At 61.4% G+C, this 21,870-nt stretch carries 20 protein-coding genes; 8 read left to right on the forward strand and 12 right to left on the reverse strand.

Features of this window, described 5'->3' with window-relative positions; genetic code table 11:
- Nucleotides 1-13: 13 nt before the first annotated feature.
- On the reverse strand, nucleotides 14-694 hold the full coding sequence (gene radC, locus EL335_RS04195) for a RadC family protein (protein ID WP_126444392.1): 681 nt from the start codon (nucleotides 692-694) through the stop codon (nucleotides 14-16).
- Between the two features lie 41 nt (nucleotides 695-735).
- Here radC and coaBC point away from each other — a divergent pair, with 41 nt between their 5' ends.
- Complete coding sequence (gene coaBC / locus EL335_RS04200; RefSeq protein ID WP_126444393.1) at nucleotides 736-1,920, forward strand: bifunctional phosphopantothenoylcysteine decarboxylase/phosphopantothenate--cysteine ligase CoaBC; 1,185 nt, start codon at nucleotides 736-738, stop codon at nucleotides 1,918-1,920.
- Complete coding sequence (dut, locus tag EL335_RS04205) at nucleotides 1,913-2,380, forward strand: dUTP diphosphatase (protein WP_126444394.1); 468 nt, start codon at nucleotides 1,913-1,915, stop codon at nucleotides 2,378-2,380. The genes coaBC and dut overlap by 8 nt, the downstream gene beginning before the upstream one ends.
- Before the next feature lie 100 nt (nucleotides 2,381-2,480).
- On the opposite strand, the gene EL335_RS04210 is transcribed toward dut, so the two are convergent.
- The 6 genes from EL335_RS04210 to EL335_RS04235 form a co-directional block, all read right to left on the reverse strand.
- On the reverse strand, nucleotides 2,481-3,788 hold the full coding sequence (locus EL335_RS04210; protein WP_126444395.1) for an NAD(P)/FAD-dependent oxidoreductase: 1,308 nt from the start codon (nucleotides 3,786-3,788) through the stop codon (nucleotides 2,481-2,483).
- 12 nt (nucleotides 3,789-3,800) lie between these two features.
- Entirely contained in the window at nucleotides 3,801-4,382 is a 582-nt protein-coding gene (locus EL335_RS04215; protein ID WP_126444396.1) for a c-type cytochrome, read from the reverse strand.
- Between the two features lie 51 nt (nucleotides 4,383-4,433).
- Nucleotides 4,434-5,357: an ethylbenzene dehydrogenase-related protein gene (locus tag EL335_RS04220; protein ID WP_172600027.1), complete on the reverse strand. Its 924-nt coding sequence runs from the start codon at nucleotides 5,355-5,357 to the stop codon at nucleotides 4,434-4,436.
- Nucleotides 5,358-5,395: 38 nt separating this feature from the next.
- Nucleotides 5,396-6,040: a NapC/NirT family cytochrome c gene (locus EL335_RS04225; RefSeq protein WP_126444398.1), complete on the reverse strand. Its 645-nt coding sequence runs from the start codon at nucleotides 6,038-6,040 to the stop codon at nucleotides 5,396-5,398.
- 322 nt (nucleotides 6,041-6,362) lie between these two features.
- On the reverse strand, nucleotides 6,363-7,973 hold the full coding sequence (aceB, locus tag EL335_RS04230; RefSeq protein ID WP_126444400.1) for a malate synthase A: 1,611 nt from the start codon (nucleotides 7,971-7,973) through the stop codon (nucleotides 6,363-6,365).
- Between the two features lie 337 nt (nucleotides 7,974-8,310).
- Nucleotides 8,311-9,585, reverse strand: coding sequence for a glycerate kinase type-2 family protein (locus EL335_RS04235; protein WP_431306262.1), 1,275 nt, complete (start codon nucleotides 9,583-9,585; stop codon nucleotides 8,311-8,313).
- A 108-nt stretch (nucleotides 9,586-9,693) separates the two neighbouring features.
- On the opposite strand from EL335_RS04235, the gene EL335_RS04240 reads away from it, so the two are divergent.
- Nucleotides 9,694-10,593: a LysR family transcriptional regulator gene (locus EL335_RS04240; RefSeq protein ID WP_126444404.1), complete on the forward strand. Its 900-nt coding sequence runs from the start codon at nucleotides 9,694-9,696 to the stop codon at nucleotides 10,591-10,593.
- A gap of 150 nt (nucleotides 10,594-10,743) precedes the next feature.
- On the opposite strand, the gene aceA is transcribed toward EL335_RS04240, so the two are convergent.
- From aceA to clpS, 4 genes are all read right to left on the reverse strand, one after another.
- On the reverse strand, nucleotides 10,744-12,054 hold the full coding sequence (gene aceA / locus EL335_RS04245; RefSeq protein WP_126444406.1) for an isocitrate lyase: 1,311 nt from the start codon (nucleotides 12,052-12,054) through the stop codon (nucleotides 10,744-10,746).
- Between the two features lie 301 nt (nucleotides 12,055-12,355).
- On the reverse strand, nucleotides 12,356-12,835 hold the full coding sequence (gene rraA, locus EL335_RS04250; protein ID WP_126444408.1) for a ribonuclease E activity regulator RraA: 480 nt from the start codon (nucleotides 12,833-12,835) through the stop codon (nucleotides 12,356-12,358).
- Nucleotides 12,835-15,117, reverse strand: coding sequence for an ATP-dependent Clp protease ATP-binding subunit ClpA (clpA, locus tag EL335_RS04255; RefSeq protein ID WP_126444410.1), 2,283 nt, complete (start codon nucleotides 15,115-15,117; stop codon nucleotides 12,835-12,837). The genes rraA and clpA overlap by 1 nt, the downstream gene beginning before the upstream one ends.
- 10 nt (nucleotides 15,118-15,127) lie before the next feature.
- Complete coding sequence (gene clpS / locus EL335_RS04260) at nucleotides 15,128-15,448, reverse strand: ATP-dependent Clp protease adapter ClpS (protein WP_126444412.1); 321 nt, start codon at nucleotides 15,446-15,448, stop codon at nucleotides 15,128-15,130.
- Nucleotides 15,449-15,796: 348 nt separating this feature from the next.
- Here clpS and EL335_RS04265 point away from each other — a divergent pair, with 348 nt between their 5' ends.
- Nucleotides 15,797-16,000: a cold-shock protein gene (locus EL335_RS04265; protein WP_126444415.1), complete on the forward strand. Its 204-nt coding sequence runs from the start codon at nucleotides 15,797-15,799 to the stop codon at nucleotides 15,998-16,000.
- A 91-nt stretch (nucleotides 16,001-16,091) separates the two neighbouring features.
- On the opposite strand, the gene icd is transcribed toward EL335_RS04265, so the two are convergent.
- Nucleotides 16,092-17,336 (reverse strand): NADP-dependent isocitrate dehydrogenase, encoded by a 1,245-nt coding sequence (icd, locus tag EL335_RS04270; RefSeq protein ID WP_126444417.1) that lies wholly within the window; start codon nucleotides 17,334-17,336, stop codon nucleotides 16,092-16,094.
- Nucleotides 17,337-17,460: 124 nt separating this feature from the next.
- On the opposite strand from icd, the gene aceK reads away from it, so the two are divergent.
- The 4 genes from aceK to EL335_RS04290 all read left to right on the forward strand — a co-directional run bounded on the left by aceK (nucleotide 17,461) and on the right by EL335_RS04290 (nucleotide 21,856).
- Entirely contained in the window at nucleotides 17,461-19,257 is a 1,797-nt protein-coding gene (aceK, locus tag EL335_RS04275) for a bifunctional isocitrate dehydrogenase kinase/phosphatase (protein ID WP_126444419.1), read from the forward strand.
- The gene (locus tag EL335_RS04280; RefSeq protein ID WP_126444421.1) at nucleotides 19,254-19,688 is read left to right on the forward strand and encodes a DUF192 domain-containing protein; all 435 of its coding nucleotides are present in this window, start codon (nucleotides 19,254-19,256) and stop codon (nucleotides 19,686-19,688) included. The genes aceK and EL335_RS04280 overlap by 4 nt, the downstream gene beginning before the upstream one ends.
- A gap of 64 nt (nucleotides 19,689-19,752) precedes the next feature.
- Nucleotides 19,753-20,886 carry an aminotransferase class V-fold PLP-dependent enzyme gene (locus tag EL335_RS04285; RefSeq protein ID WP_126444423.1) on the forward strand — a complete coding sequence of 378 codons (1,134 nt, stop codon included), beginning with the start codon at nucleotides 19,753-19,755 and terminating at the stop codon, nucleotides 20,884-20,886.
- 25 nt (nucleotides 20,887-20,911) lie between these two features.
- Complete coding sequence (locus EL335_RS04290) at nucleotides 20,912-21,856, forward strand: PDC sensor domain-containing protein (protein WP_126444425.1); 945 nt, start codon at nucleotides 20,912-20,914, stop codon at nucleotides 21,854-21,856.
- Nucleotides 21,857-21,870: the final 14 nt, after the last annotated feature.

Here is a 21,870-nt window from a genome sequence, read left to right on the forward strand (position 1 = left end):
TTTTTACGGAAATTCAGAGGAGTCCCCGCTCGGCAAAGGAAAGCGGCGGCGCGTGGCCGGCGACGATGAAGTGATCGACGAGGCGGACATCGACCAGCGCGAGCGCCTGCTTGAGGTTGCGCGTCAACACCTCGTCCGCGGCCGAGGGCTCGGCAACACCCGAAGGATGGTTGTGGGCGAGGATCACGGCGGCGGCATTGCGTGCCAGGGCGCGCTTGACGACTTCGCGTGGATAAACCGAAGTCTGGGTGAGGGTGCCACGGAACAGTTCCTCATCGGCGATCAGCCGGTTCTGGGCATCGAGCCAGAGGGCCAGAAAAACTTCATGCTGCAATGGCGATAGCGCCAGACGCAACCAGTCGCGCACGGCATTGGGGGTGGCAAGGGCCGGACGTTGGCGTAGCTCCTCGCGCAAGCCGCGGCGCGCGAGCTCGAGGGTGGCGACGAGCTGTGCCGCCTTGGCTGGTCCGATGCCATTGACGGCGGTCAGCTCCACTGCCGAAGCGGCACACAGCCGCGTCAGGCTGTTATCGAAATGGGCGAGCAGTCGCCGGGCGAGATCGACCGCGCTCACGCCCTTGACGCCGACACGCAGGAAGATCGCCAGCAGTTCCGCATCCGAAAGCGCAGCGGCGCCCTGCGAAAGCAGCCTTTCGCGCGGGCGCTCGTCGTCGGGCCAGTCGGTGATCGCCATGAGCTAGAATCTCCCAATCCGTTTCCATCATTCTATCTGTCATGAACGACTTGCAGGGTAGGCGCATCGTGCTGGGAGTCACCGGCGGCATCGCGGCTTACAAGGCCTGCGAACTGGCACGGCTGATCGGCAAGGCGGGAGCCGATGTCGATGTCGTCATGACCGAGGCGGCGACGCATTTCGTGGCGCCGCTGACCTTTCAGGCGCTCACCGGCCGGCCGGTGCATGTCTCGCTGTGGGAAACCGATCAAGCCAACGGCATGGCTCATATCGACCTCGTGCGCGGCGCGGCTGCCGTGCTGATCGCCCCGGCGACGGCCGATTTCATCGCCAAGCTGGCACATGGTTTTGCCGATGATCTACTTTCTTCCCTTTGCCTTGCGCGCGAATGCCCGCTGCTGGTCGCGCCGGCGATGAATCGCCAGATGTGGGCCCATCCGGCCACGCAGCGCAACGTCGCGCAATTGCGCAACGATGGTGTCGAAATCCTCGGCCCAGCCAGCGGCGAGCAGGCTTGTGGCGAGATGGGTGAAGGGCGCATGCTCGAAGCAGAGGAACTTTGCGACGCGCTGATCGCTCATCTCCAGCCGAAGCTGCTCGCTGGCAAGCGTGTCGTGCTGACGGCCGGGCCGACCCACGAACCCCTCGATCCGGTGCGCGTGCTGACGAATATGAGCTCCGGCAAGATGGGATTTGCTTTGGCGCGCGCCTGCGCGGAGGCTGGGGCATCGGTGACGCTGGTGGCCGGGCCGGTGTGCCTGCCGACGCCTGCTGGGGTCACACGCATCGATGTGCGCAGCGCGTTCGAGATGCGCGATGCGGTCCTGGCCGCCTTGCCGACCGATATCTTCGTCAGTGTCGCGGCGGTGGCCGATTACCGCCCCGCCGCCCCCGCTACTCACAAGATCAAGAAAGGTGCTGAGCGGCTTACCCTCGAACTCGTCGCCAACCCCGACATCCTGGCCGAGATTGCCGCGCGGCCGGATGCGCCGTTGTGCGTCGGCTTCGCCGCCGAGAGTCAGAATCTCGCCGAGTATGCCGAAGCCAAGCGGCGGGCAAAGAAACTGCCACTCATCGTCGGCAACCTCGTCCAGGACGGACTGGGCGGCGAGACGAACCAGATTACCCTGTTCGATGCTGCCGGCAGTCATCCGCTGCCGGCCGGCGACAAACTGACCCTGGCGCGCGCGATCGTGCGCCATATCGCGGAGATGATTCATGCCTAAGCCGACCATCGATGTGCGCATCCTCGATCCGCGTCTCAAGGACGAGAAAGGCGGCTACGCGCCGCATTACGCGACACCGGGTGCGGCAGGGATGGATCTGCGCGCCTGCATCGAGGCGCCGATCCGCTTGCATCCGAACGAGACGATGCTGGTGCCGTCAGGCATCGCGATCCATATCGCCGATCCGGGCATGGCGGCATTGATCCTGCCCCGCTCTGGACTTGGCCACAAACACGGCATCGTGCTCGGCAACCTGGTCGGCCTGATCGATTCGGATTACCAGGGCGAGATTTTCGTTTCCCTGTGGAATCGCGGTCACGAGGTCTTCGCCCTCAACCCTCTCGACCGCGTCGCGCAGCTGGTGATCGTTCCGGTACTGCAGGTCGCCTTCAACATCGTCGACAGCTTCGAAGATTCACAGCGCGGAGCAGGGGGATTTGGCAGCACCGGTCAGCGCTGAAACGCGTCGGATCGGTGCCGTTATGCCAGCGCCGAGTTTCGCACGACAAAAAAAGAACCCCGCGCGAGGCGGGGTTCGTCGAGTTGAATAAAACGTGGGATCAGGTCGACATCTCGGTGAGGATGTTCCTGAGCCAACTCTTGGCATAGATCGCTTCGGTCTTGACCATTGACCAGTCCTTCGGCGAGACGCCGCCGGAATTCGGCACCGAGACGATCTTGCCGTCTTTCAGCATGTAGACGGCCGCCACGCTGATCGCCTCGTCGTCGGTGATGTAGCTGTAGCAGGTGTTGATGCCGGACAGCGGCACCACCGGCTTGCCATTCATCAGTGCGACGACGTTGGCTGCACAGATCTTGGCTTCCGAGTTCGCCGAGTAGCCTGACTTCGGCATCGCGCCGGCGATCGAGGCATCGCCGATGACGTGGATGTCCTCGTGCAGCGTGGATTCGAAGGTCGCCTGATTGACCGGGCACCACTTCTTGTCGTCGCCAACCAGACCGGCCTGCACCGCGATGTTCGCGGCGCGTTGCGGCGGGATCAGGTTGATGACGTCGCCCTTGACCTCGTCGAGACCCTCGATCAGCACCGACTTATTCGCGGCATTGATCGCGGTGACCTTCGATGCCTTGAGGTAGTCGATGATGCCCTTGTAGTGCATGTCCCAGCCCTTGCGGAACAACGGGCCTTTCGAGGCGATGTCCGGGTTGGCATCTACGACGATGATCTTCGACTTCGGCTTGTGCTTCTTCAGATAGCGGGCGATCATGCTGGTGCGCTCATAGGGGCCGGGCGGGCAGCGGAACGGCGAGAGCGGCACGGCGAGCACCACGGTGCCGCCATCCTTCATCGCTTCGAGCTGCTTGCGCAGCAACACGGTCTGTGGGCCGGCCTTCCAGGCGTGCGGCATGATCTCGGGAGTTTGTGCGTTGTAGCCCTCGATCTCCTCGGTGCGGAAGTCGATGCCCGGGGAGATGACCAGACGGTCGTATTTCAGTGTGCCTTTCGAGGTGACGACGGTATGCGCGGCAGGATCGATCGCGGTGACCTCGGCCTGCACGAACTTGATGCCGTGATTGGCGATCAGTTTGTCGTATTTGATGGTCAGCGACGACAGATCCGGCAGGATGCCGCCGATGTAGAGGTTCGAGAACGGGCAGGAGACGAAATGGTCATTGCGCTCGACCAGTACCACCTCGATGCTCGGATCCATCATGCGGATGTATTTGGCGGCGATCGTGCCGCCGTATCCGCCGCCGACGACGACGACGCGGCGCGCTGCGCCCTTGGGCATGATTTCGGCCGCCGAGCCGCTCGACACGGCCGGGCCTTGGCTAGCGCAGCCAGCCAGCGCGAGGCTTCCGGCGCCACCAACGAGTTTGATGAAATTTCTGCGATCCAGTGTCATGTCTCGTCCCCCTTATTTATTCACGCTGGCGTAGAAGTGGAGCAGGGCGTCCAGGTCTTCCTTGGACAAGGGCTTCACCTTCTCGGCCATCTTGTCCGGCATCTTGCGCTTGCCAGATTGATAGAGCTCCATCTGCATCTGTAAGTAGGGTAGCCACTGGCTCGCCACCACCGGCGTGTCGTCCTTGCCATCCGTGCCATCGTCGAGATGGCAGCGGGAGCAGTTGGCTTCCTGCAGCTCGGCGCCTTTCTTCGCCTTGGCCATATCGACTTGCTGATGGGTGAAATGCAGCTTTTGCTTGGAGAAGAACTCACCGAGCTGGTCGATCTGCTGATCGGTATAGCCCTTGGCTAGGCGGCCCATGATGCTGGAGGGGCGCTCGCCGCTCCTGAATTTCTTCATCGCTTCGACGATCGCCGTCTTCGATTGCGCGGCCAGGCTCGGCATCGTCAAACCGGCGCTGCCCCCGTGCGTGCCATGACAGCCGGCGCAGGCATTGGCGAGCATCGCCGTGTATGGGTCGGCGGCAAAGGCCGTCGCCGAGATCGTCAGGGCACCTGCGGTCAGTGCCCAACTGCTCCATCGTTGCTTCATCGTTTTCTCCTCCTGTGACGAAAAAGTGAACTGCCGGTGCTGCTTCCCCTGTTACTGCTTCACGACGTTGTAGTAATACTTGACGCCCTCGACCGCCTTGTCGAGGCCGAATTGGTAATTGAGCGAGACATAGTGGTAACGCGCCTCGGCGCCACCATCATGCAAGGCAAAACCGAAGTCGTAGATTTTCCCCGGCTCGATCTTGTGGTCGCCCGTGCCGCCGCCGGCCAACGCCCGCGTGAAGGTGACGACCCATTTGTTGCCGTCCTTCTTCCCCTCGGCCTTGACGAGCCCTTTGCCGCCTTCCATCACGCGCTTGTCGGCAATAAAGCCATCGACCGGTTTTTCGCCCTTGCCACTGCGCCATTGGATCAGGTCCATGAACTTGCCGCCGTCGAGCGCCGCGCCTTTGATGTACTTGGTCTTCTTGTCGTCCTTGGCCTCTTTCATCGAACGCAGGTCGTTGTGACAAGTGACCCAGCAGCCGGCGCGCTCGGCCAAGTCGATCGCCGGCGTGCCACCGTCACTGATGCCGCCGTCGAACATCATCGCCAGCTTGACCTCGTTTTTCTTGTCCATGCCGAAGCTGCCGCCCTTGGGCTGCTCCCACTCGACGCGCACATAGAGATTCTGTCCGTCGTGGGCCATCTTGAAGCTCGCTGGCACCCAGCCGGCACGGTCGGCAATCGGCTTCGGTTCGAGTTGCGTCTTCGAGTTGCCGACAGGATTGCCTTTGATGATCTTGTCGCCGACTTCGTTGGCGTCGCCCTCGTGGCACTTCGAACAGGCGCGCTTCTTGTTGACGATATCGGGCACCGCCGAATGGTCGGCCTTATTCAAGATCCATTCCAGGCCGGACTGGCCGGGATAGAACAGCTTGATCTTGCGTTCGGTAACCTTGCTCCAGTCGGGCTCGCCGGCGAACACGCCGCCAGCGGCGAATACACCCATGAAAGCCCAAGCGATCTTTTTCATCTGTGACTCCATTCAGTTGGTCTCCGGGAAAATCGTGGTCAGCCTTCCGCCTTCTCGCCACCCTGCTTCTTCAGCTCTTCGAGATATTCCTTCGGCAGGTGGTGGGAAACACCCTTGTGGCATTCGATACAGGTCTTGCCGTCCTCGACCGCGCCTTCATGCTTCACCGCCGAGCGGTCTTTCTGCTTGTCGGGGTCCATGTACTTGAAGTCGTGGCAGTTGCGGCATTCCTTCGAGTCGCGTTCCTTCAGACGCTGCCAAACGCGCTTGGCCATCGTGTAGCGGTGCGCCTCGAATTTCTCCGGGGTGTCGACCGTGCCCTTGATATGGCCGATCACGTCGCGGGCGGCGAGAATCTTCTGGAACGCCTTGAACATGTAGTCGGTCGGCGTCTTGCTGCTGGCGACATGGCAGTCGGCGCATTGCGCCGCGGCGCCGCTGCGGTTCTTGTAGTGGACAGTCTGCTTGAGCTCGTTGAAGGGAATCTGCATTTCGTGGCAGGAGGTGCAGAACTCCGAGCGGTTGGTGTATTCCATGCCCATATTGAGTCCACCCCAGATGATGATGCCGCCCAGCACGCCGATGACGATCATGCGCAGCATCGAACATTTCGGCGGATTCTTCAACCGCTCGATCAGGCCCAACTTTTCTTTGGGGGGTGGGTCGTTTTGGATCTCAGCCATCGTCAATTCTTCCTCCTCATGTCGTCGCTCGATCTCTGGAAGAGGGATTCGAACCGACGGGATGGGGCGGACATCTACGACCTTCCCGGCCATACGACCCGGAAACGCTTCCCGACACTGAAACCTCCTCCGCTTCTTCTTCTCTGCGCCTAGCGCATGGCTTATGTCGAGAAATTATTACAGCGATCGCTGATTTGAATCAAGAGGTTTTATCGAACAATTTTTTAGGTGAATATATCCGAATCTTCTAATACTTGAGGGGTGGGAACGAGCTGCCGTCTTCCCAGCGCCGAATTTGGCTGCGGCGCTGGGATAGGCGGAGTTATTCCATCGCCTCGTAGAGCGGCAGGGTGAGGAATTCGGGAAACTCTTCGGCGAGCGACATCTGCTCGAAGATCTTCGCCGCCTGGTCATAGCTGTCGGTCTTTTCGCCGTTGGCGCTGACAACCGCCTTCACCTTGGCGAGTTCTTCCGGAATCATCGCCTTGACCATCTCGGCGGTGATCTTCTCGCCGGCGCGCGGGCCTTCGGAAATCACCCCTTTGGGCGAGCGTACCCACTGCCAGACCTGCGAGCGGGAGATTTCGGCGGTGGCGGCATCTTCCATCAGGTTGTGAATCGGCACACAGCCGTTGCCGGCGAGCCACGAGCCGAGGTAATGGATGCCGACGTTGATGTTGTTCCTCAGACCGGCTTCGGTGATGGGCTTTTCGGGGCCGAAATCAAGCCAGTCCTTCGGCCCGAAGTGGCCTTCGACCTGTTTGTCCCACTGGTTCGGCCGATCGCCCAGCACCTTGACGAATTCCTCCATCGCGATCGGGACTAGGCCCGGGTGGGCGACCCAGCCGCCGTCATAGCCGTCGTTGGCATCGCGCCGCTTGTCGTGGCGAATGCCGGAAAGCGCCTTTTCGTTGGCTTCGGGATCGTTCTTGATTGGGATGAGCGCGCTCATGCCGCCGATCGCCGGTGCGCCGCGCTTGTGGCAAGCCTGCACCAAGGCCAAGGCGTAGGCGCGCATGAACGGCACTTCCATCGTGATCGCGCTGCGGTTGGCGAGACAAAAATCCTTGTTGCGCTTGAATTTCTTGATCGCGCTGAAGATATAGTCCCAGCGACCTGCGTTGAGCCCGGCCGAATGTTCGCGCAGCTCGTAAAGAATCTCTTCCATCTCGAAGGTGGCGAGGATGGTCTCGATCAGCACCGTGGCCTTGATCGTGCCGCGCGGCAGACCGATGTGATCCTGCGCCATGCAGAAGATGTCGTTCCACAGGCGTGCTTCGAGGTGAGATTCCATCTTCGGCAGGTAGTAGAAGGGGCCGGCACCGCGTGCGACTTGCTCCTTGGCGTTGTGGAAAAACACCAGCGCGAAGTCGAAGATGCCGCCACTGACTCGCTGGCCATCGACGGTGACGTGCTTCTCATCCAGGTGCCAGCCGCGCGGGCGGATCTGCAAAGTCGCGATCTTGTCGTTGAGTTTGTATTCCTTGCCGGCCTCGTTGGTGAAAGTGATCTGGCGGCGGATCGCGTCGTAGAGATTCACCTGGCCCTGGATCTGGTTGTACCAGTTCGGGCTGTTGGAATCCTCGAAGTCGGTCATGTAGGAATCCGCCCCCGAGTTGAAGGCGTTGATGATCATCTTGCGCTCGACCGGGCCGGTAATCTCGACGCGGCGGCAGTGGAGCGCCGGCGGCAGCGGCGCGATCTTCCAGTCGCCTTCGCGGATATGCTTCGTCTCGGGCAGAAAGTCGGGCATCTGGCCGGCATCGATGCGCGCTTGGCGTTCGACACGCTTTTTCAGCAATTCCTGACGGCGTGGCTCGAAGGCGCGGTGCAGCTTGGCGACGAATTCGAGTGCCTCCTTGGTGAGGATTTCGTCGAAACGCGGATGGATCGGGGCGTGGATTTCTACGCCGGCGGGTAGATCGAGGTTCATGGCGTCTCCTATCTGGGTTGAGCTGGAAGAATGATGCGGTGCAGAAATATCTTATATAAGACACATGAAAAAACAAGCTTGGATTACACACATTTTGGTCAATAATGTCTTGACTAGAGGCGCCCATCTAACAGGCTGTTGAAAAACTACTGCGGTGGGCGTTCTTCCGCGTTGCGCGGTGTTGGCTTCGGCCGCTTCGCTTAACCTCGGCAAAGCCAAAGTGAGCCTTCGCCGCAACTTCGTTGTCGCTCCCTCGCCTATCTTATTGATAGACTTCGGTCGCTGCGCACCAAACGCCTTGCATCTGGCCATCCTCGTGACGTTTTTCAACGGCCTGCTAAGTACGGGGAAGGTAAATCGCACGAAAATCGTTGACGTTGGTGCGTGTCGGCCCGGTAACGATCAGCTGGCCAAGGGCGGCGAAAAAGCCATAGCCGTCGTTGTTCGCCAGAAAGTCGGCGCTGGCGAGACGGCACGCCGCGGCGCGTTCATGCACATCGGGCCCGAACCAGGCGCCGGCGTTGTCTTCGGTGCCGTCGATGCCATCGGTATCGCAGGCGAGTGCCCAGGCCGGGACGTCGAGTACATGGGCGAGCGCGAGCAGGAATTCGGCGTTGCGGCCGCCGCGGCCATTGCCGCGCACGGTGACGGTCGTCTCGCCGCCGGAAAGGATCACACAGGGCTTGGCAATGGGTTCGTCGTAACGATGGATCTGGCGGGCGATCGCGGCATGGACATAGGCCACGTCGCGCGCCTCGCCTTCGATCGTGTCGCCCAGCACCAGCGGTGTGACGCCTTGACAGCGGGCAAAGGTAGCCGCGGCCTGCAACGCCTGCTGCGCAGTGGCGATGATGCGGGTTTCGCAGTGCGCTAATCGCGGATCGCCTGGTTTCGGCGTCTCGCATTCTGCGCTTCCGAGCCAGGCGCGAACGTGCGGCGGCACCTCGATCCGGTATTTGGCGAGAATGCCGAGCGCGTCGCTGCACGTGGTCGGATCGGCCACCGTCGGCCCCGAGGCGAGCGCGGACGGGTCGTCGCCTGGGATGTCCGAGATGCCCAAGGTCACCACCCGTGCAGGCGCGCAGGCGAGTGCCAGTCGCCCGCCTTTGATCGCCGACAGGTGCTTTCTGACGCAATTCATCTCGTGGATGTTCGCACCGCTTTTCAACAAGGCTTTGCTCACCGCCTGCTTGTCGGCCAGCCGCAGGCCCGGGGCGGGCAGGGCCAGCAGCGCCGAGCCGCCGCCCGAGATCAAGCACAGCACCAGATCGTCGGCCGTCAGCCCTCTGACGCGTTCGAATATCAGGCGCGCCGCCTGCTCGCCGGCGGCGTCTGGCAACGGGTGGGCGGCTTCGACCACTTCGACGCGTCGCGTCGGAACGCCGTGGCCGTAGCGCGTCACGACCAGGCCGGAAAGCGGCGCGTCGCTTGGCCAATGCGCCTCGACCGCCGCCGCCATCGCCGCTGCGGCCTTGCCGGCGCCGATCACGACGGTGCGTCCCCGCGGTGGGGTAGGTAGACGACCAGGCACGCAAATGGCCGGATCGACTGCAGCGAGTGCCGCGTCGAACAGGTCGCGCAGAAAGATTTCCGGATTGTCGATCGATGCCATCATCGCAGAAATAAAAGACGTGACGATCGCAGTCTACAGATTATCGGCGGGCAAAAAAATTGGTTGATCGGCAATTGATTGTTGCAAAATAAACAAAGGAGAGGGCAGATGGACAGGCTTAAGTTGATGGAAACCTTCGTCGCCGTCAGTCAACGCGGCAGCCTGACGGCGGCTGCAGCAGCCGAGGGCGTGGCGCCTGCCGTGATCAGCCGACGGCTGGATGCACTCGAGGAACGGCTCGGCGTCAAGTTGCTGGTACGCACGACCCGGAAGATCACGCTGACCTTCGAAGGCAACGCCTATCTCGAAGATTGCCAGCGTATCCTGCGTGACCTCGAAGATGCCGAAGCGGCCGTCACCGAGGGAAGCGCGCGTGCCAGTGGCTTTCTTCGCGTCACCGCGCCGGCGGGGTTTGGCCGAAAGCATGTCGCCCCGCTGTTGATGGGCTTCCTGCGGGCTCACCCAGAGGTGAGCGCCAGTCTCGATTTGTCGGACCGCACGGTCGATCTGGTCAATGAAGGCGTCGACTGCGCGGTACGGCTTGGCGGACTCGTCGATTCGAGCCTCGTCGCCGTGCGGCTCGGCGAGATGAGACGCGTCGTGGTCGGCAGCCCGGCCTATTTCCGCGCACGTGGCGTGCCGCGCAGTCTGGACGATTTATCGCGCCACGATTGTCTCAGTCTGGTCGCTCAATCGGGTTGGGATTTCTTCGTCGATGGCAAGCCGGTGCTCTTCAAGCCAGGCGGTCGTTTCGCCTGTAACGATGGAGCGGTGCTGCATGACTGGGCGTTGGCCGGCATGGGGCTCGCCTGGCGCTCGCTCTGGGAAGTGGGCGAGGATCTGCGCTGGGGGCGTCTCGTATCGGTGCTCGACGAATTCGCCGCGCCGCCGGTGGGCATCCATGCGGTTTTTCCGCAGCGCCGCCATTTGCCCTTGCGTGTGCGACTGTTCATCGAACTGCTGAAAGAACATTACAGCCGGCCCGATTACTGGGATAAGAGCGAGTAGCTGCCGTCCCGCCAACGCCGAGTATTCGAAATGACTCGGCGCCCGGCGGGACGTCGAAATTTCCGCCAGCGCCGAATTTCGATGGATGCAAAAAAGCCCCGCGGGTTTCCCCGCGAGGCCTCTTCGCTCCACTCCCTCTGTTTCGAGGGATCAGTGAAACTGCTCCTCCTCCGTCGAGCCGGTGAGCGCCTTGACGCTCGATGAGCCACCCTGGATCACCGTGGTGACGTCGTCGAAATAGCCGGCACCGACTTCCTGCTGGTGGGCGACGAAGGTGTAGCCCAATTCGCGCGCGGCAAACTCGGGTTCCTGCACCATCTCGACATAATGCTTCATGCCCTCGCCGCGGGCGTAGTGATAGGCGAACTTGAAAGTGTTGAACCAGTTGATGTGGATACCTGCGAGCGTGATGAATTGGTATTTGTAGCCCAGCGCCGAGAGCTCGTCCTGGAACCTGGCGATGGTTTTTTCGTCGAGATTCTTTTTCCAGTTGAATGACGGCGAGCAGTTGTAGGCCAGCAGTTTGCCCGGGCATTCCTCGAGCACCGCCTGCGCGAACTCGCGCGCGAAACCGAGGTCGGGCGTGCCGGTCTCGCACCAGACCAGATCGGCATAGGGCGCATAGGAAACACCGCGGGAAATGGCTTGCTCGAGGCCATTCTTGACGCGGAAAAAACCTTCCTGGGTGCGTTCCCCGGTCAGGAACGGCCGGTCGCGCTCGTCGTGATCCGAAGTCAGCAGATTCGCCGCTTCGGCGTCGGTGCGGGCGAGCACGATGGTGGGAACATTCATCACGTCGGCGGCGAAACGCGCGGCGATCAACTTCTCGATCGCTTCCTGAGTCGGCACCAGCACCTTGCCGCCCATGTGGCCGCACTTCTTGACCGCGGCGAGCTGATCCTCGAAGTGCACGCCGGCAGCACCGGCGGCGATCATGTTTTTCATCAGCTCGAAGGCGTTCAACACGCCGCCGAAGCCGGCCTCGGCATCGGCCACGATCGGCAGGAAGTAGTCGATATAGTCCTTGTCGCCGGGGCCGATGCCGCGGCTCCACTGGATCTCGTCGGCGCGCTTGAAGGTGTTGTTGATACGGCGCACCATGGTCGGCACCGAGTCATAGGCGTAGAGCGACTGGTCCGGATACATCGTCTCCGAGGTATTGCCGTCGGCGGCGACCTGCCAGCCGGACAGATACACCGCTTCGAGGCCAGCCTTGGCCTGCTGCATCGCCTGGCCGGCGGTGATCGCGCCGAAGGCGTTCACATAGCCTTTCTTCGCCTCGCCATTGATCAGGCGCCAGAGCTTTTCGGCGCCGCGCTTGGCGAGCGTGTATTCGATCTGCACCGAGCCGCGCAGACGCACGACGTCGGCGGCAGAATAAGTGCGCCTGACGTTCTTCCAGCGCGGATTTTCGGCCCAGTCTTTTTCCAAGATGGCGATTTGGGTCTGTCGATCGATCATGTTTGAGTCCTCTCTCGCTAGGGTTCGGGGAAAGCGTTACGCTTAGCAGGCTGTTGAAAAACTACTGCGGTGGCCATCTGCGGCGTTGCGCGGTGCTCGCTCCCTCGCCTATCTTATTGATATGTCTCGGTCGCTGCGCTCCGTGCGCCTTACATCTGGCCATCCTCGTGACGTTTTTCAACGGCCTGTTGGACAACTATAATGGTAATATTGCAAAGCAACAAGTATCTTATATAAGACATATGTTAGAAATTTTTGATGCTGGTCATGGGCAGGCTTATCGCCTTCTTATGGATGGGGGTCAGTGGAGGCGTTCGGCCGCAACGATCAAGCCGTCGGCGTCGGCATAGAGCCAGTCGCCGGGACGAAATTCAATGCCGGCGAAACAGACGGGCACCCCTGCCTCGCCGAGGTTCTTTTTCACCGTCTTTTGCGGATGGGTGGCCAGCGCGAGCACGCCGAGATCCATCGCGGCAATGGCGGCGGAATCACGGATGCAACCCCAGACGACGACGCCGGCCCAGCCGTTCTTGACGGCAAGCGCGGCGAGCTGGTCGCCCAGGAGCGCGCAGCGCAGACTGCCGCCACCGTCGATCACCAGGACGCGCTCCGCGCCCGGGGTTTCGAGGGCCTGACGCACCAGGCCGTTGTCCTCGAAGAGTTTCAGCGTGGCGATCTGGCCGTGGAAAGCCTTGCGCCCGCCAAAGGAGCGAAAGATCGGCGCGGCAACGCGCACTTTGCCTTCGTGTGCATCGCACAGATCGCTGGTCGCGTATTGCATCAAGCCGTCGAGGAGGAAGGCGAAGGGGTGTTTTGGCTCGGTGTGTCCTCGAACACCAGGCGCACCTGGTCGTTCTCGTCGAGATCGATGGTCACCCTACCGCCATTGACGAGACGGCCAAACAGCAGCTCGTCGGCCAGCACGGCACGGATCGTGTCCTGGATCAGCCGCGCCATCGGGCGGGCGCCCATCAGCGGATCGAAGCCCTTCTCGGCGAGCCAGGCGCGCAGCTGATCGGTAAATACCGCCTCGACCTTCTTTTCATGCAGCTGGACTTCGAGCTGCATCAGGAACTTGTCGACGACACGCAGGATGATCGCCGAATCGAGCGGCTTGAACGAGACGATGGCATCGAGGCGGTTGCGGAATTCCGGCGAGAACATACGCTTGATGTCCGCCATCTCGTCGCCGGGCTGCTTGCTGGGGGTGAAGCCGATCGTCGTCTTCTGCAGCGCCTCGGCGCCGGCATTGGTGGTCATGATGATCACGACGTTGCGGAAATCCGCCTTCCGACCGTTATTGTCGGTCAGCGTCCCATGGTCCATCACCTGCAACAGGATGTTGAAGATGTCCGGATGCGCCTTTTCGATTTCGTCGAGCAGCAACACCGCATGCGGCTTCTTCGAGATCGCCTCGGTGAGCAACCCGCCCTGGTCGAAACCGACATAGCCGGGTGGCGCGCCGATCAGGCGGCTGACCGCATGACGCTCCATGTATTCGGACATGTCGAAGCGGATCAGTTCGATGCCCATGCAATAGGCGAGCTGGCGTGCGACCTCGGTCTTGCCGACGCCGGTGGGCCCCGAGAACAGGAAACAGCCAATCGGCTTTTGCGGGTTGCCGAGTCCGGAGCGTGACATCCTGATCGCTTTCGTTATGGCATCGATTGCGGCGTCTTGGCCGAAGACGACGCTCTTCAGGTCGCGGTCGAGATTTTTGAGTGCGGTGCGGTCATCCGCGGAGACGTGTTGCGGCGGGATGCGCGCGATCTTGGCGACGACTTCCTCGATCTCCTGCTTGCCGATCAGTTTTTTCTGCTTCGATTTCGGCAGGATGCGCTGCGCGGCGCCGGCTTCGTCGATCACGTCGATCGCCTTGTCCGGCAGATGACGGTCGGTGATGTACTTCGCTGCGAGCTCGGCGGCATTGCTGATCGCCGCGGCGGAATACTTGATACCGTGGTGCTCCTCGAAGCGCGATTTCAGGCCGCGCAGGATCGAGACGGTCTCCTCGACCGAGGGCTCACTGACATCGATCTTCTGGAAGCGCCGCGACAGTGCGTGGTCTTTTTCGAACACGCCGCGGAACTCATTGTAGGTGGTCGCGCCGATGCACTTGATGGCCCCGGAGGAGAGCGCCGGCTTGAGCAGGTTCGATGCATCGAGCGTGCCGCCGGAAGCCGCCCCGGCGCCGATCAGGGTGTGGATCTCGTCGATGAACAGGATCGCGTTCGGATCGTCGGCGAGCTGCTTGAGCACGGCCTTGAGGCGCTGCTCGAAGTCGCCGCGGTATTTGGTGCCGGCCAACAGCGCGCCCATGTCGAGCGCATAGACGGTGGCATTGGCGAGAATGTCGGGGACGCGGCCTTCGACGATGCGCCGCGCCAGACCCTCGGCGATCGCGGTCTTGCCGACGCCGGCCTCGCCGACCAGCAGCGGATTGTTCTTGCGCCGCCGACACAACGTCTGGATCACGCGCTCCAGCTCCTTCTCGCGGCCGATCAGCGGATCGATCTTGCCGGTGAGTGCCAGCTGGTTGAGGTTCTGCGTGAAGCTTTCCAGCGCGCCGCCGGCTTGCTGAGCATCGGTTTCCTGTTCGCGGTTTTCCTCATTCTTGCCGTTGTGGGCCGGCACCTTGGTGATGCCATGGGAAATGTAATTCACCACATCCAGTCGCGTGATGTTCTGCTTCTGCAGGAAATAGACCGCATGCGAATCCTTCTCGGCGAAAATCGCCACCAGCACGTTGGCGCCATTCACTTCCTTTTTGCCGGAAGATTGCACATGCAGGATGGCGCGCTGGATCACGCGCTGGAAACCGAGCGTCGGCTGCGTGTCGATCTCGCCGTCGCCGGGAACGGTCGGCGTGTGCTGGTCGATGAAGCGGGTGATTTCACGGCGCAGAGCCTCGATGTCGGCCGCACAGGCGCGCAGCACGTCGGCGGCGGAAGGATTGTCGAGTAGGGCCAGCAGCAGGTGCTCGACGGTGATGAATTCGTGACGCTTCTGGCGGGCTTCGACGAAGGCCATGTGCAGACTGACTTCGAGTTCCTGGGCGATCATTGCTTTCCTTTCAGTTCTCTTCCATCACGCAGGCCAGCGGATGCTGGTGTTGCCGGGCGAAGGCAGTCACCTGCTCGACCTTGGTGCTGGCGACGTCGCGCGGATACACGCCGCAGACGGCGCGGCCGCGGTGATGGACCGTCAGCATCACGCGCGTGGCCTTTTCGCGGCTCATGCGAAAAAACTTCTCGAGCACGACGACGACGAAATCCATCGGCGTGTAGTCGTCGTTGAGCAGCACCACCTTATATAGAGGCGGCGGGTTGACTTTCTGCTGCTCCGGTTCGAGGACGACGTTGCCATTCGGTTGAATCTTCTTGCGGGTGACCATGAAATGATTGTAATGCGAATCGTCGCGGCAACAACCCGCTGGCCATTGGGGAATCAGCGGGGGAAAACCCGGTCTGTGCCTCTGTTGGCTGAACTCATCGAGGTTCTGGCGATGTTGTCATGCAGCATCGAAACTGCTTGACGGGAATGGTGAACTTCAGTAAAAGGCTGCCGTGTTTGGTGCAAGCTTCATCCCAGCAATACCGAGTCACCGTGCTTCTCCGTGCGTTTGCCTCTGATCCACCGGCCTGACTCCTTCCTGCCGTCGAGAAACTTGTTACACAAACATGTCGCCGGTGATGCGCTGCATGGCCGGATATATGTAACGTCGTTTTAGGAAAGAGGTTTTATGGCAACGGGTACCGTCAAGTGGTTCAACGACTCCAAGGGTTTTGGCTTCATCACCCCGGACGATGGCAGCGAAGATCTGTTCGCGCACTTCTCCGCGATCAACATGCAGGGTTTCAAGACCCTGAAAGAGGGCGAGAAGGTCAGTTTCGACGTCGTCCAAGGCCCCAAGGGCAAGCAGGCTTCGAATATCCAGAAGACCTGATTTAGACGGTAGCTGTGCCGTCCCGCCAGCGCCGATTTTCGAGGGCGCTGACGACGAAAAACCCGGCATTGCCGGGTTTTTCGTTGCATCGTCACATCCGCTCGATCATCGCCCGGCCGAATTCCGAGCACTTCACTTCCTTCGCGCCTTCCATCAGACGGGCAAAGTCGTAGGTGACGATCTTGTCGCTGATGGTGGCTTCCATCGCCTGGATGATCAGGTCGGCGGCTTCCTTCCAGCCGAGGTGGCGCAACATCATTTCGGCCGAAAGGATCAGCGAGCCGGGATTGACCTTGTCCTGGCCGGCATACTTGGGCGCCGTGCCGTGGGTGGCCTCGAACACCGCATATTGGTCGGAGATGTTGGCGCCCGGCGCAATGCCGATGCCGCCGACTTGTGCAGCCAGCGCATCGGAGATGTAGTCGCCATTGAGATTCAGCGTGGCGATAACATCGTATTCGGCGGGACGTAACAGGATCTGTTGCAGGAAGGCGTCGGCGATCACGTCCTTGATGACGATCTCGCGGCTGGTTTCTGGATTCTTGAAGCTGCACCACGGGCCGCCGTCGATCGGTTGGGCGCCGAATTCGTTGCGCGCCAGCGCATAACCCCAGTCGCGGAAGGCGCCCTCGGTGTATTTCATGATGTTGCCCTTGTGGACGAGGGTGACGCTCTGCCGATCATTGGCGATCGCATATTTGATCGCGGCGCGCACCAGGCGCTCGGTGCCCTCGCGAGAGACTGGCTTGATGCCGATGCCGGAGGTGGCAGGAAAGCGAATCTTCTTGACGCCCATTTCGTCTTGCAGGAAGCGGATCACCTTTTGTGCGCCTTCCGACTGAGCCGGCCATTCGATGCCAGCATAGATGTCTTCGGTGTTCTCGCGGAAAATCACCATGTCGGTCTGCGACGGATCCTTGAGCGGCGAGGGTACCCCCTTGAAATAGCGCACCGGGCGGACACATTGGTACAGATCGAGTTCCTGGCGCAGCGCGACGTTCAGCGAGCGGATACCGCCGCCGACCGGCGTGGTCATCGGCCCCTTGATCGAGACCGCATAGGTCTTCAGGGCATCGAAAGTCTCCTGGGGCAGCCACTGATCTGGGCCATACAGCCTGGTTGCCTTTTCTCCCGCATAGACTTCCAGCCAAACGATCTTGCGCTTGCCGCCATAGGCCTTGGCGACGGCGGCATCGACGACGGCCTTCATCACCGGCGTGATATCGACGCCGATGCCATCGCCTTCGATGAACGGGATGATGGGATTGTCGGGAATGGGTTGTCCGACGACGATTCTCTGCCCCTCGGCAGGGATCTGGATATGGGATTGACTCATGATGGCTCCACTGACGGTTGCAATCGTTTCATTATCCATGATTGATCGCCGGCTCGCCAGCGAATGGGCAATGGTGGCAGGCAAGGTCTAGAATCGCTCGCTTTTGCATCAAGGTCTTCCGAACATGGGCATTCCCTCGAGCCTGGCGTCCGGCACGTCCTCACTTGAACGACGGGCGCTGGCGATCGCGCAGACTTTGCTGGCCGGCTTCGACAAGCATTACCGCTTGTTTCGTGAGATTTCGGCAGCGGCCAAAGAGTACTTCGAGGCCGGTGACTGGTCCGCCGTGCAGCGGGCCGTTCGCGAGCGCATCCAGTTCTACGACGACCGGGTCGCCGAAACCGTCGCACAAGTGCACCGCGCATTCGGCTCGGATGCCCTGGATACCGACATTTGGCGCCAAGCCAAGCTCTACTACATCGGCATGTTGACCGAACACGCCCAGCCGGAGCTGGCGGAAACCTTTTTCAACTCGGTGTTCTGCAAGATCCTGCACCGCACCTATTTCCACAACGAATTCATCTTCGTGCGGCCGGCGATCTCGACGGAGTACATCGAGTCCGATCCGCCCGCCTATCGCTTTTACTACCTGCGCGAAGCCGACTGGCGCGCAGCACTTGGCCGCATCTTTCTCGATTTCGGCTGGCGGCGCCCGTTTGCCGATCTCGACCGCGATGTCGCTTGGCTGCTACTTGCGGTGCGCGAACGCTATCCGGAGCTACCGCCGCGCGAGGACAACTTCCAGATCCAGGTGCTGTCCTCGGCCTTTTATCGCAACAAGGCCGCTTATGTGATCGGCAAGGTGATCAACGGTGCGAACGAGTATCCGTTCGCGATCCCGGTGCTCCATGATGCTTCCGGCAGGCTCTATCTCGATACGATCCTGCTCGATGCCGCGGACATCGGCGTGCTGTTCTCGCTGTCGCGCGCCTATTTCATGGTGGACATGCCGGTGCCGGCGAACACCGTGCAGTTTCTGCGCAGCCTGATGCCGAACAAGCCGCGCGCCGAGATCTATTCGATGCTCGGTTTGGGCAAGCAGGGCAAGACTTCTTTCTACCGTGGCCTGTTTTCCCATCTCCATCATTCGGATGACCAGTTCGTCATCGCGCCCGGCATTCGCGGTCAGGTGATGCTGGTGTTCACGCTGCCGTCTTATCCTTATGTCTTCAAGGTGATCAAGGATCGCTTCGGCAGCAGCAAGGAAGTCGATCACGCCACGGTGAGAAGCAAATACCAGCTCGTCAAGCAGATCGATCGTGTCGGTCGCCTGGCCGATACGCTCGAATTTTCCTTGGTCGCCTTGCCGAAAGCGCGGCTCGCGCCCGAACTGATCGATGAGCTCTACCGCGAGATTCCTTCGCAGCTCGAGGAGGAAGCAGGCGACCTGATCATCAAACATCTCTACATCGAACGGCGCATGCAACCGCTCAATCTCTATCTGGAACGGGCGCTCGCAACGGGTCGCGACGATCTCGTCGAGCAGGCGGTGATCGAATACGGCAATGCGATCCGTGAGCTGGCGATCGCCAACATCTTTCCGGGCGATCTACTGTGGAAGAATTTCGGCATGACGCGTTACGGTCGCGTGGTGTTCTACGATTACGACGAGATCGAATTCATGACCGACTGTCATTTCCGGCGTATTCCGCCACCACCCAACGAAGAAGCGGAATTGTCCGGCGAGCCCTGGTACGCGGTGGGCAAGAACGACGTCTTCCCGGAGGAATTCGCCACCTTCTTGCTCGGCGAACCACGCATACGCGCCGCGTTCCTGAAGCACCATGCCGATCTGCTCGACGTCGGCTTCTGGCTGCGCGCGCAGGAGGACATCCGCAGCGGAAAGATCCGCGACTTCTTCCCTTATCCAGAGGCCCTGCGCTTCTGCCACCGTTTCGCCGAAAGGAAGATCAACGCATGAAAGCCCCTGTCATGCTGGCTGCCCTCCTACTCGCCCGCGCCGCTCTTGCGCAGTCGTTGCCGGTGATCGAACTCAACGCCGGCATCCACCGTATCGAGGCCGAAGTGGCGGCCAGCCCAGCTGCGCGCATCCGCGGCCTGATGCAGCGCACGACGCTGCCTCCTGCGCGCGGCATGCTGTTCGTCTTCGACCAGGAGGCGCGCCATTGCATGTGGATGAAGAACACCTATCTACCACTCTCGGTCGCTTTTCTCGATGCCACGGGCCGGATCATCAACATCGAGGAGATGCAGCCGCAGACCCTCGACAATCACTGCGCGGCGCGGCCGGCGCGCTATGCGCTGGAAATGAATGCGGGGTGGTTTGCCCAGCGCGGCATTCGGGCTGGGGATGCCATCAGCGGCATCGGCCAAGTCCCGCCGGCGCATTGATGCCGTTCTGCCAGCGCCGAATTTGTTAATCTGAAGGCCCATCAAAGCACACAAGGAGTTGCGCATGCCCGGCTTGTTGCCCAACGTCGATCCGGAGGGTCTGCTCGAATACTCGGTCGTCTATACCGACCGCGCGCTCAATCACATGTCGGCGAAGTTCCAGAGCGCGATGCGCGAGATCGCGCGCGTACTCAAGGCCGTCTATCGTGCCGAGGCCGCGATCGTCGTGCCGGGCAGCGGCACCTTCGGCATGGAGGCGATCGCCCGTCAGTTCGCCACCGGTAAGAAATGCCTGGTGATCCGCAATGGCTGGTTCAGCTATCGCTGGAGCCAGATCTTCGAGATGGGCGCGATCCCTGCCTCCACGACGGTCCTGAAGGCGCGGCGCATTGCCGCAGAATCGCATTCCCCTTTCGTGCCTGCGCCGATCGAAGAGGTCGTGGCCACGATCGAGGCGGAGCGCCCCGAGCTCGTCTTCGCACCGCATGTCGAAACATCTTCCGGCCTGCTGCTGCCGGATGATTATCTGCGCGCTGTTGCCGATGCAGTGCATGCGCAGGGGGGCTTGTTCGTGCTCGACTGCGTCGCCTCGGGTGCTCTGTGGGTGGACATGGCGGAGCTGGGGATCGACATCCTCGTCACCGCGCCACAGAAGGGCTGGAGCGGGCCGCCGGGCGCGGGATTGGTCTGCCTGGGCACGACGGCGCTGGAACGTCTCGAGACGACGACCAGCACCAGCTTCGCGCTGGATCTCAAGAAGTGGCTGCAGATCATGCAGGCCTATGAGAAGGGCGGCCACGCCTATCACGCGACGCCACCGACCGATGCGCTCGTCACCTTGTGCAACGTGATGCGCGAGGCCGAGGAGTACGGCTTCGAGAAATTGCGTGCCGCGCAAATCGAATTGGGCGCCAGGGTGCGCAAGGTGCTCGCCGATGCAGGCATCAAAAGTGTCGCCGCGCCGGGTTTCGAAGCGCCCGGCGTCATCGTCTGCTATACCGACGATGCCGAGCTCCAGTCGGGCAAGAAGTTCGCCGCCCAGGGGCTGCAAATCGCCGCGGGCGTGCCGTTGCAATGCGATGAGCCGGCGGATTTCCGCAGCTTTCGCATCGGCCTGTTCGGCCTCGACAAACTATATGCCGTCGACCGCACGGTAACCACTTTCGCCGCTGCGCTCGACAAGGTGTTGGGGCGTTGACCGTGATCGGCAGCGTAGGGTAAGCGTGACGGAAAACTGGAAAGCCTCGATCGAACGACAGCGCGCCGCGCTCGCCGCACAGCTGCATGCGCCGATGGCGCGGCTGGCTTCGCTGTGCCCGCCGGTGTGGGGCGAGCGTGAAAAGCTCGATGCCTTGCTGCGCGAGCATTTCGGCGAAGTGCCACACGTCAAGTATCTGTATTGCCTCGACCCGCAGGGGATCCAGATCTGCGACAACGTCGGCGCCGATCGTTTCTCGACGGTCCATTTCGGCCGCGACCGCTCGCACCGCTCTTATATGCGTGAGCCGATGCCGCCGTGGGGCTTTTTGCTCTCCGATGCCTACGTGAGCCAGTCGGGCCGGCCATCGATCACGGCGCTGCATGTCGTGTGCAAGGGAGATCAGCTGCTGGGCTATCTGGGCGCGGATTTCGATCTGCGCCATTTGCCGACGGCCACGACACTGCACGAAGAATCGCGGGCCTGGCGTCAGATCAAGGGGGATCCGTCGATCCGCGGCACCGTGTTCCTCCAGGAGCGTATCGACAGCCCGATGGATCGTCATATCGATCAGGCGCTGACGATCCTCGAAGAGCTGATCACCGACCGGGGCCTGTTTCAGGCGGTGATCCATTTTTCCAGTAGCCGGGTCACCGCCTGGTTTCTCGATGATCCTTACCGTTATCGTCTCATCGACGACGAGGCGCTCGGTGATCCGGATGTCTGTCTGCTCTACCCGCGCCAGCACTGGCCGGCCGACGCATCGATGCCACGCGAGGCGATCCGGCCGATTCTCGCCGGCATGCGTGAGCTGCGCCTGGCCGATCGCACCATTTATCTACGCTCGGCGTCGATCAACATCTTCAACGGCATGGTGAGCCTGACATTCTCCTGTGATGGCTCGCACTATCTGAGCTACGCGGATTTCCTCGACCGCAAGAGCGGCTTCTGGCTCGGCATCGGCGGCTAGACAGGCACGTGTGT

Origin of the sequence: Sulfuricystis multivorans (assembly GCF_003966565.1) — a bacterium.
GTDB lineage: Bacteria > Pseudomonadota > Gammaproteobacteria > Burkholderiales > Rhodocyclaceae > Sulfuricystis > Sulfuricystis multivorans.

Excerpts from the sequence above, each read along its gene's own strand:
- icd (WP_126444417.1), bottom strand. The coding sequence starts at position 17,336 with ATGAGTCAATCCCATATCCAGATCCCTGCCGAGGGGCAGAGAATCGTC.
- aceA (WP_126444406.1), bottom strand. The coding sequence starts at position 12,054 with ATGATCGATCGACAGACCCAAATCGCCATCTTGGAAAAAGACTGGGCC.
- aceB (WP_126444400.1), bottom strand. The coding sequence starts at position 7,973 with ATGAACCTCGATCTACCCGCCGGCGTAGAAATCCACGCCCCGATCCAT.
- dut (WP_126444394.1), top strand. The coding sequence starts at position 1,913 with ATGCCTAAGCCGACCATCGATGTGCGCATCCTCGATCCGCGTCTCAAG.
- rraA (WP_126444408.1), bottom strand. The coding sequence starts at position 12,835 with ATGCAATACGCGACCAGCGATCTGTGCGATGCACACGAAGGCAAAGTG.
- EL335_RS04225 (WP_126444398.1), bottom strand. The coding sequence starts at position 6,040 with ATGGCTGAGATCCAAAACGACCCACCCCCCAAAGAAAAGTTGGGCCTG.
- EL335_RS04285 (WP_126444423.1), top strand. The coding sequence starts at position 19,753 with ATGCCCGGCTTGTTGCCCAACGTCGATCCGGAGGGTCTGCTCGAATAC.
- EL335_RS04280 (WP_126444421.1), top strand. The coding sequence starts at position 19,254 with ATGAAAGCCCCTGTCATGCTGGCTGCCCTCCTACTCGCCCGCGCCGCT.
- EL335_RS04265 (WP_126444415.1), top strand. The coding sequence starts at position 15,797 with ATGGCAACGGGTACCGTCAAGTGGTTCAACGACTCCAAGGGTTTTGGC.
- EL335_RS04235 (WP_431306262.1), bottom strand. The coding sequence starts at position 9,585 with ATGGCATCGATCGACAATCCGGAAATCTTTCTGCGCGACCTGTTCGAC.
- clpS (WP_126444412.1), bottom strand. The coding sequence starts at position 15,448 with ATGGTCACCCGCAAGAAGATTCAACCGAATGGCAACGTCGTCCTCGAA.
- radC (WP_126444392.1), bottom strand. The coding sequence starts at position 694 with ATGGCGATCACCGACTGGCCCGACGACGAGCGCCCGCGCGAAAGGCTG.
- EL335_RS04220 (WP_172600027.1), bottom strand. The coding sequence starts at position 5,357 with ATGAAAAAGATCGCTTGGGCTTTCATGGGTGTATTCGCCGCTGGCGGC.
- EL335_RS04240 (WP_126444404.1), top strand. The coding sequence starts at position 9,694 with ATGGACAGGCTTAAGTTGATGGAAACCTTCGTCGCCGTCAGTCAACGC.
- EL335_RS04215 (WP_126444396.1), bottom strand. The coding sequence starts at position 4,382 with ATGAAGCAACGATGGAGCAGTTGGGCACTGACCGCAGGTGCCCTGACG.
- clpA (WP_126444410.1), bottom strand. The coding sequence starts at position 15,117 with ATGATCGCCCAGGAACTCGAAGTCAGTCTGCACATGGCCTTCGTCGAA.
- coaBC (WP_126444393.1), top strand. The coding sequence starts at position 736 with ATGAACGACTTGCAGGGTAGGCGCATCGTGCTGGGAGTCACCGGCGGC.
- EL335_RS04210 (WP_126444395.1), bottom strand. The coding sequence starts at position 3,788 with ATGACACTGGATCGCAGAAATTTCATCAAACTCGTTGGTGGCGCCGGA.
- aceK (WP_126444419.1), top strand. The coding sequence starts at position 17,461 with ATGGGCATTCCCTCGAGCCTGGCGTCCGGCACGTCCTCACTTGAACGA.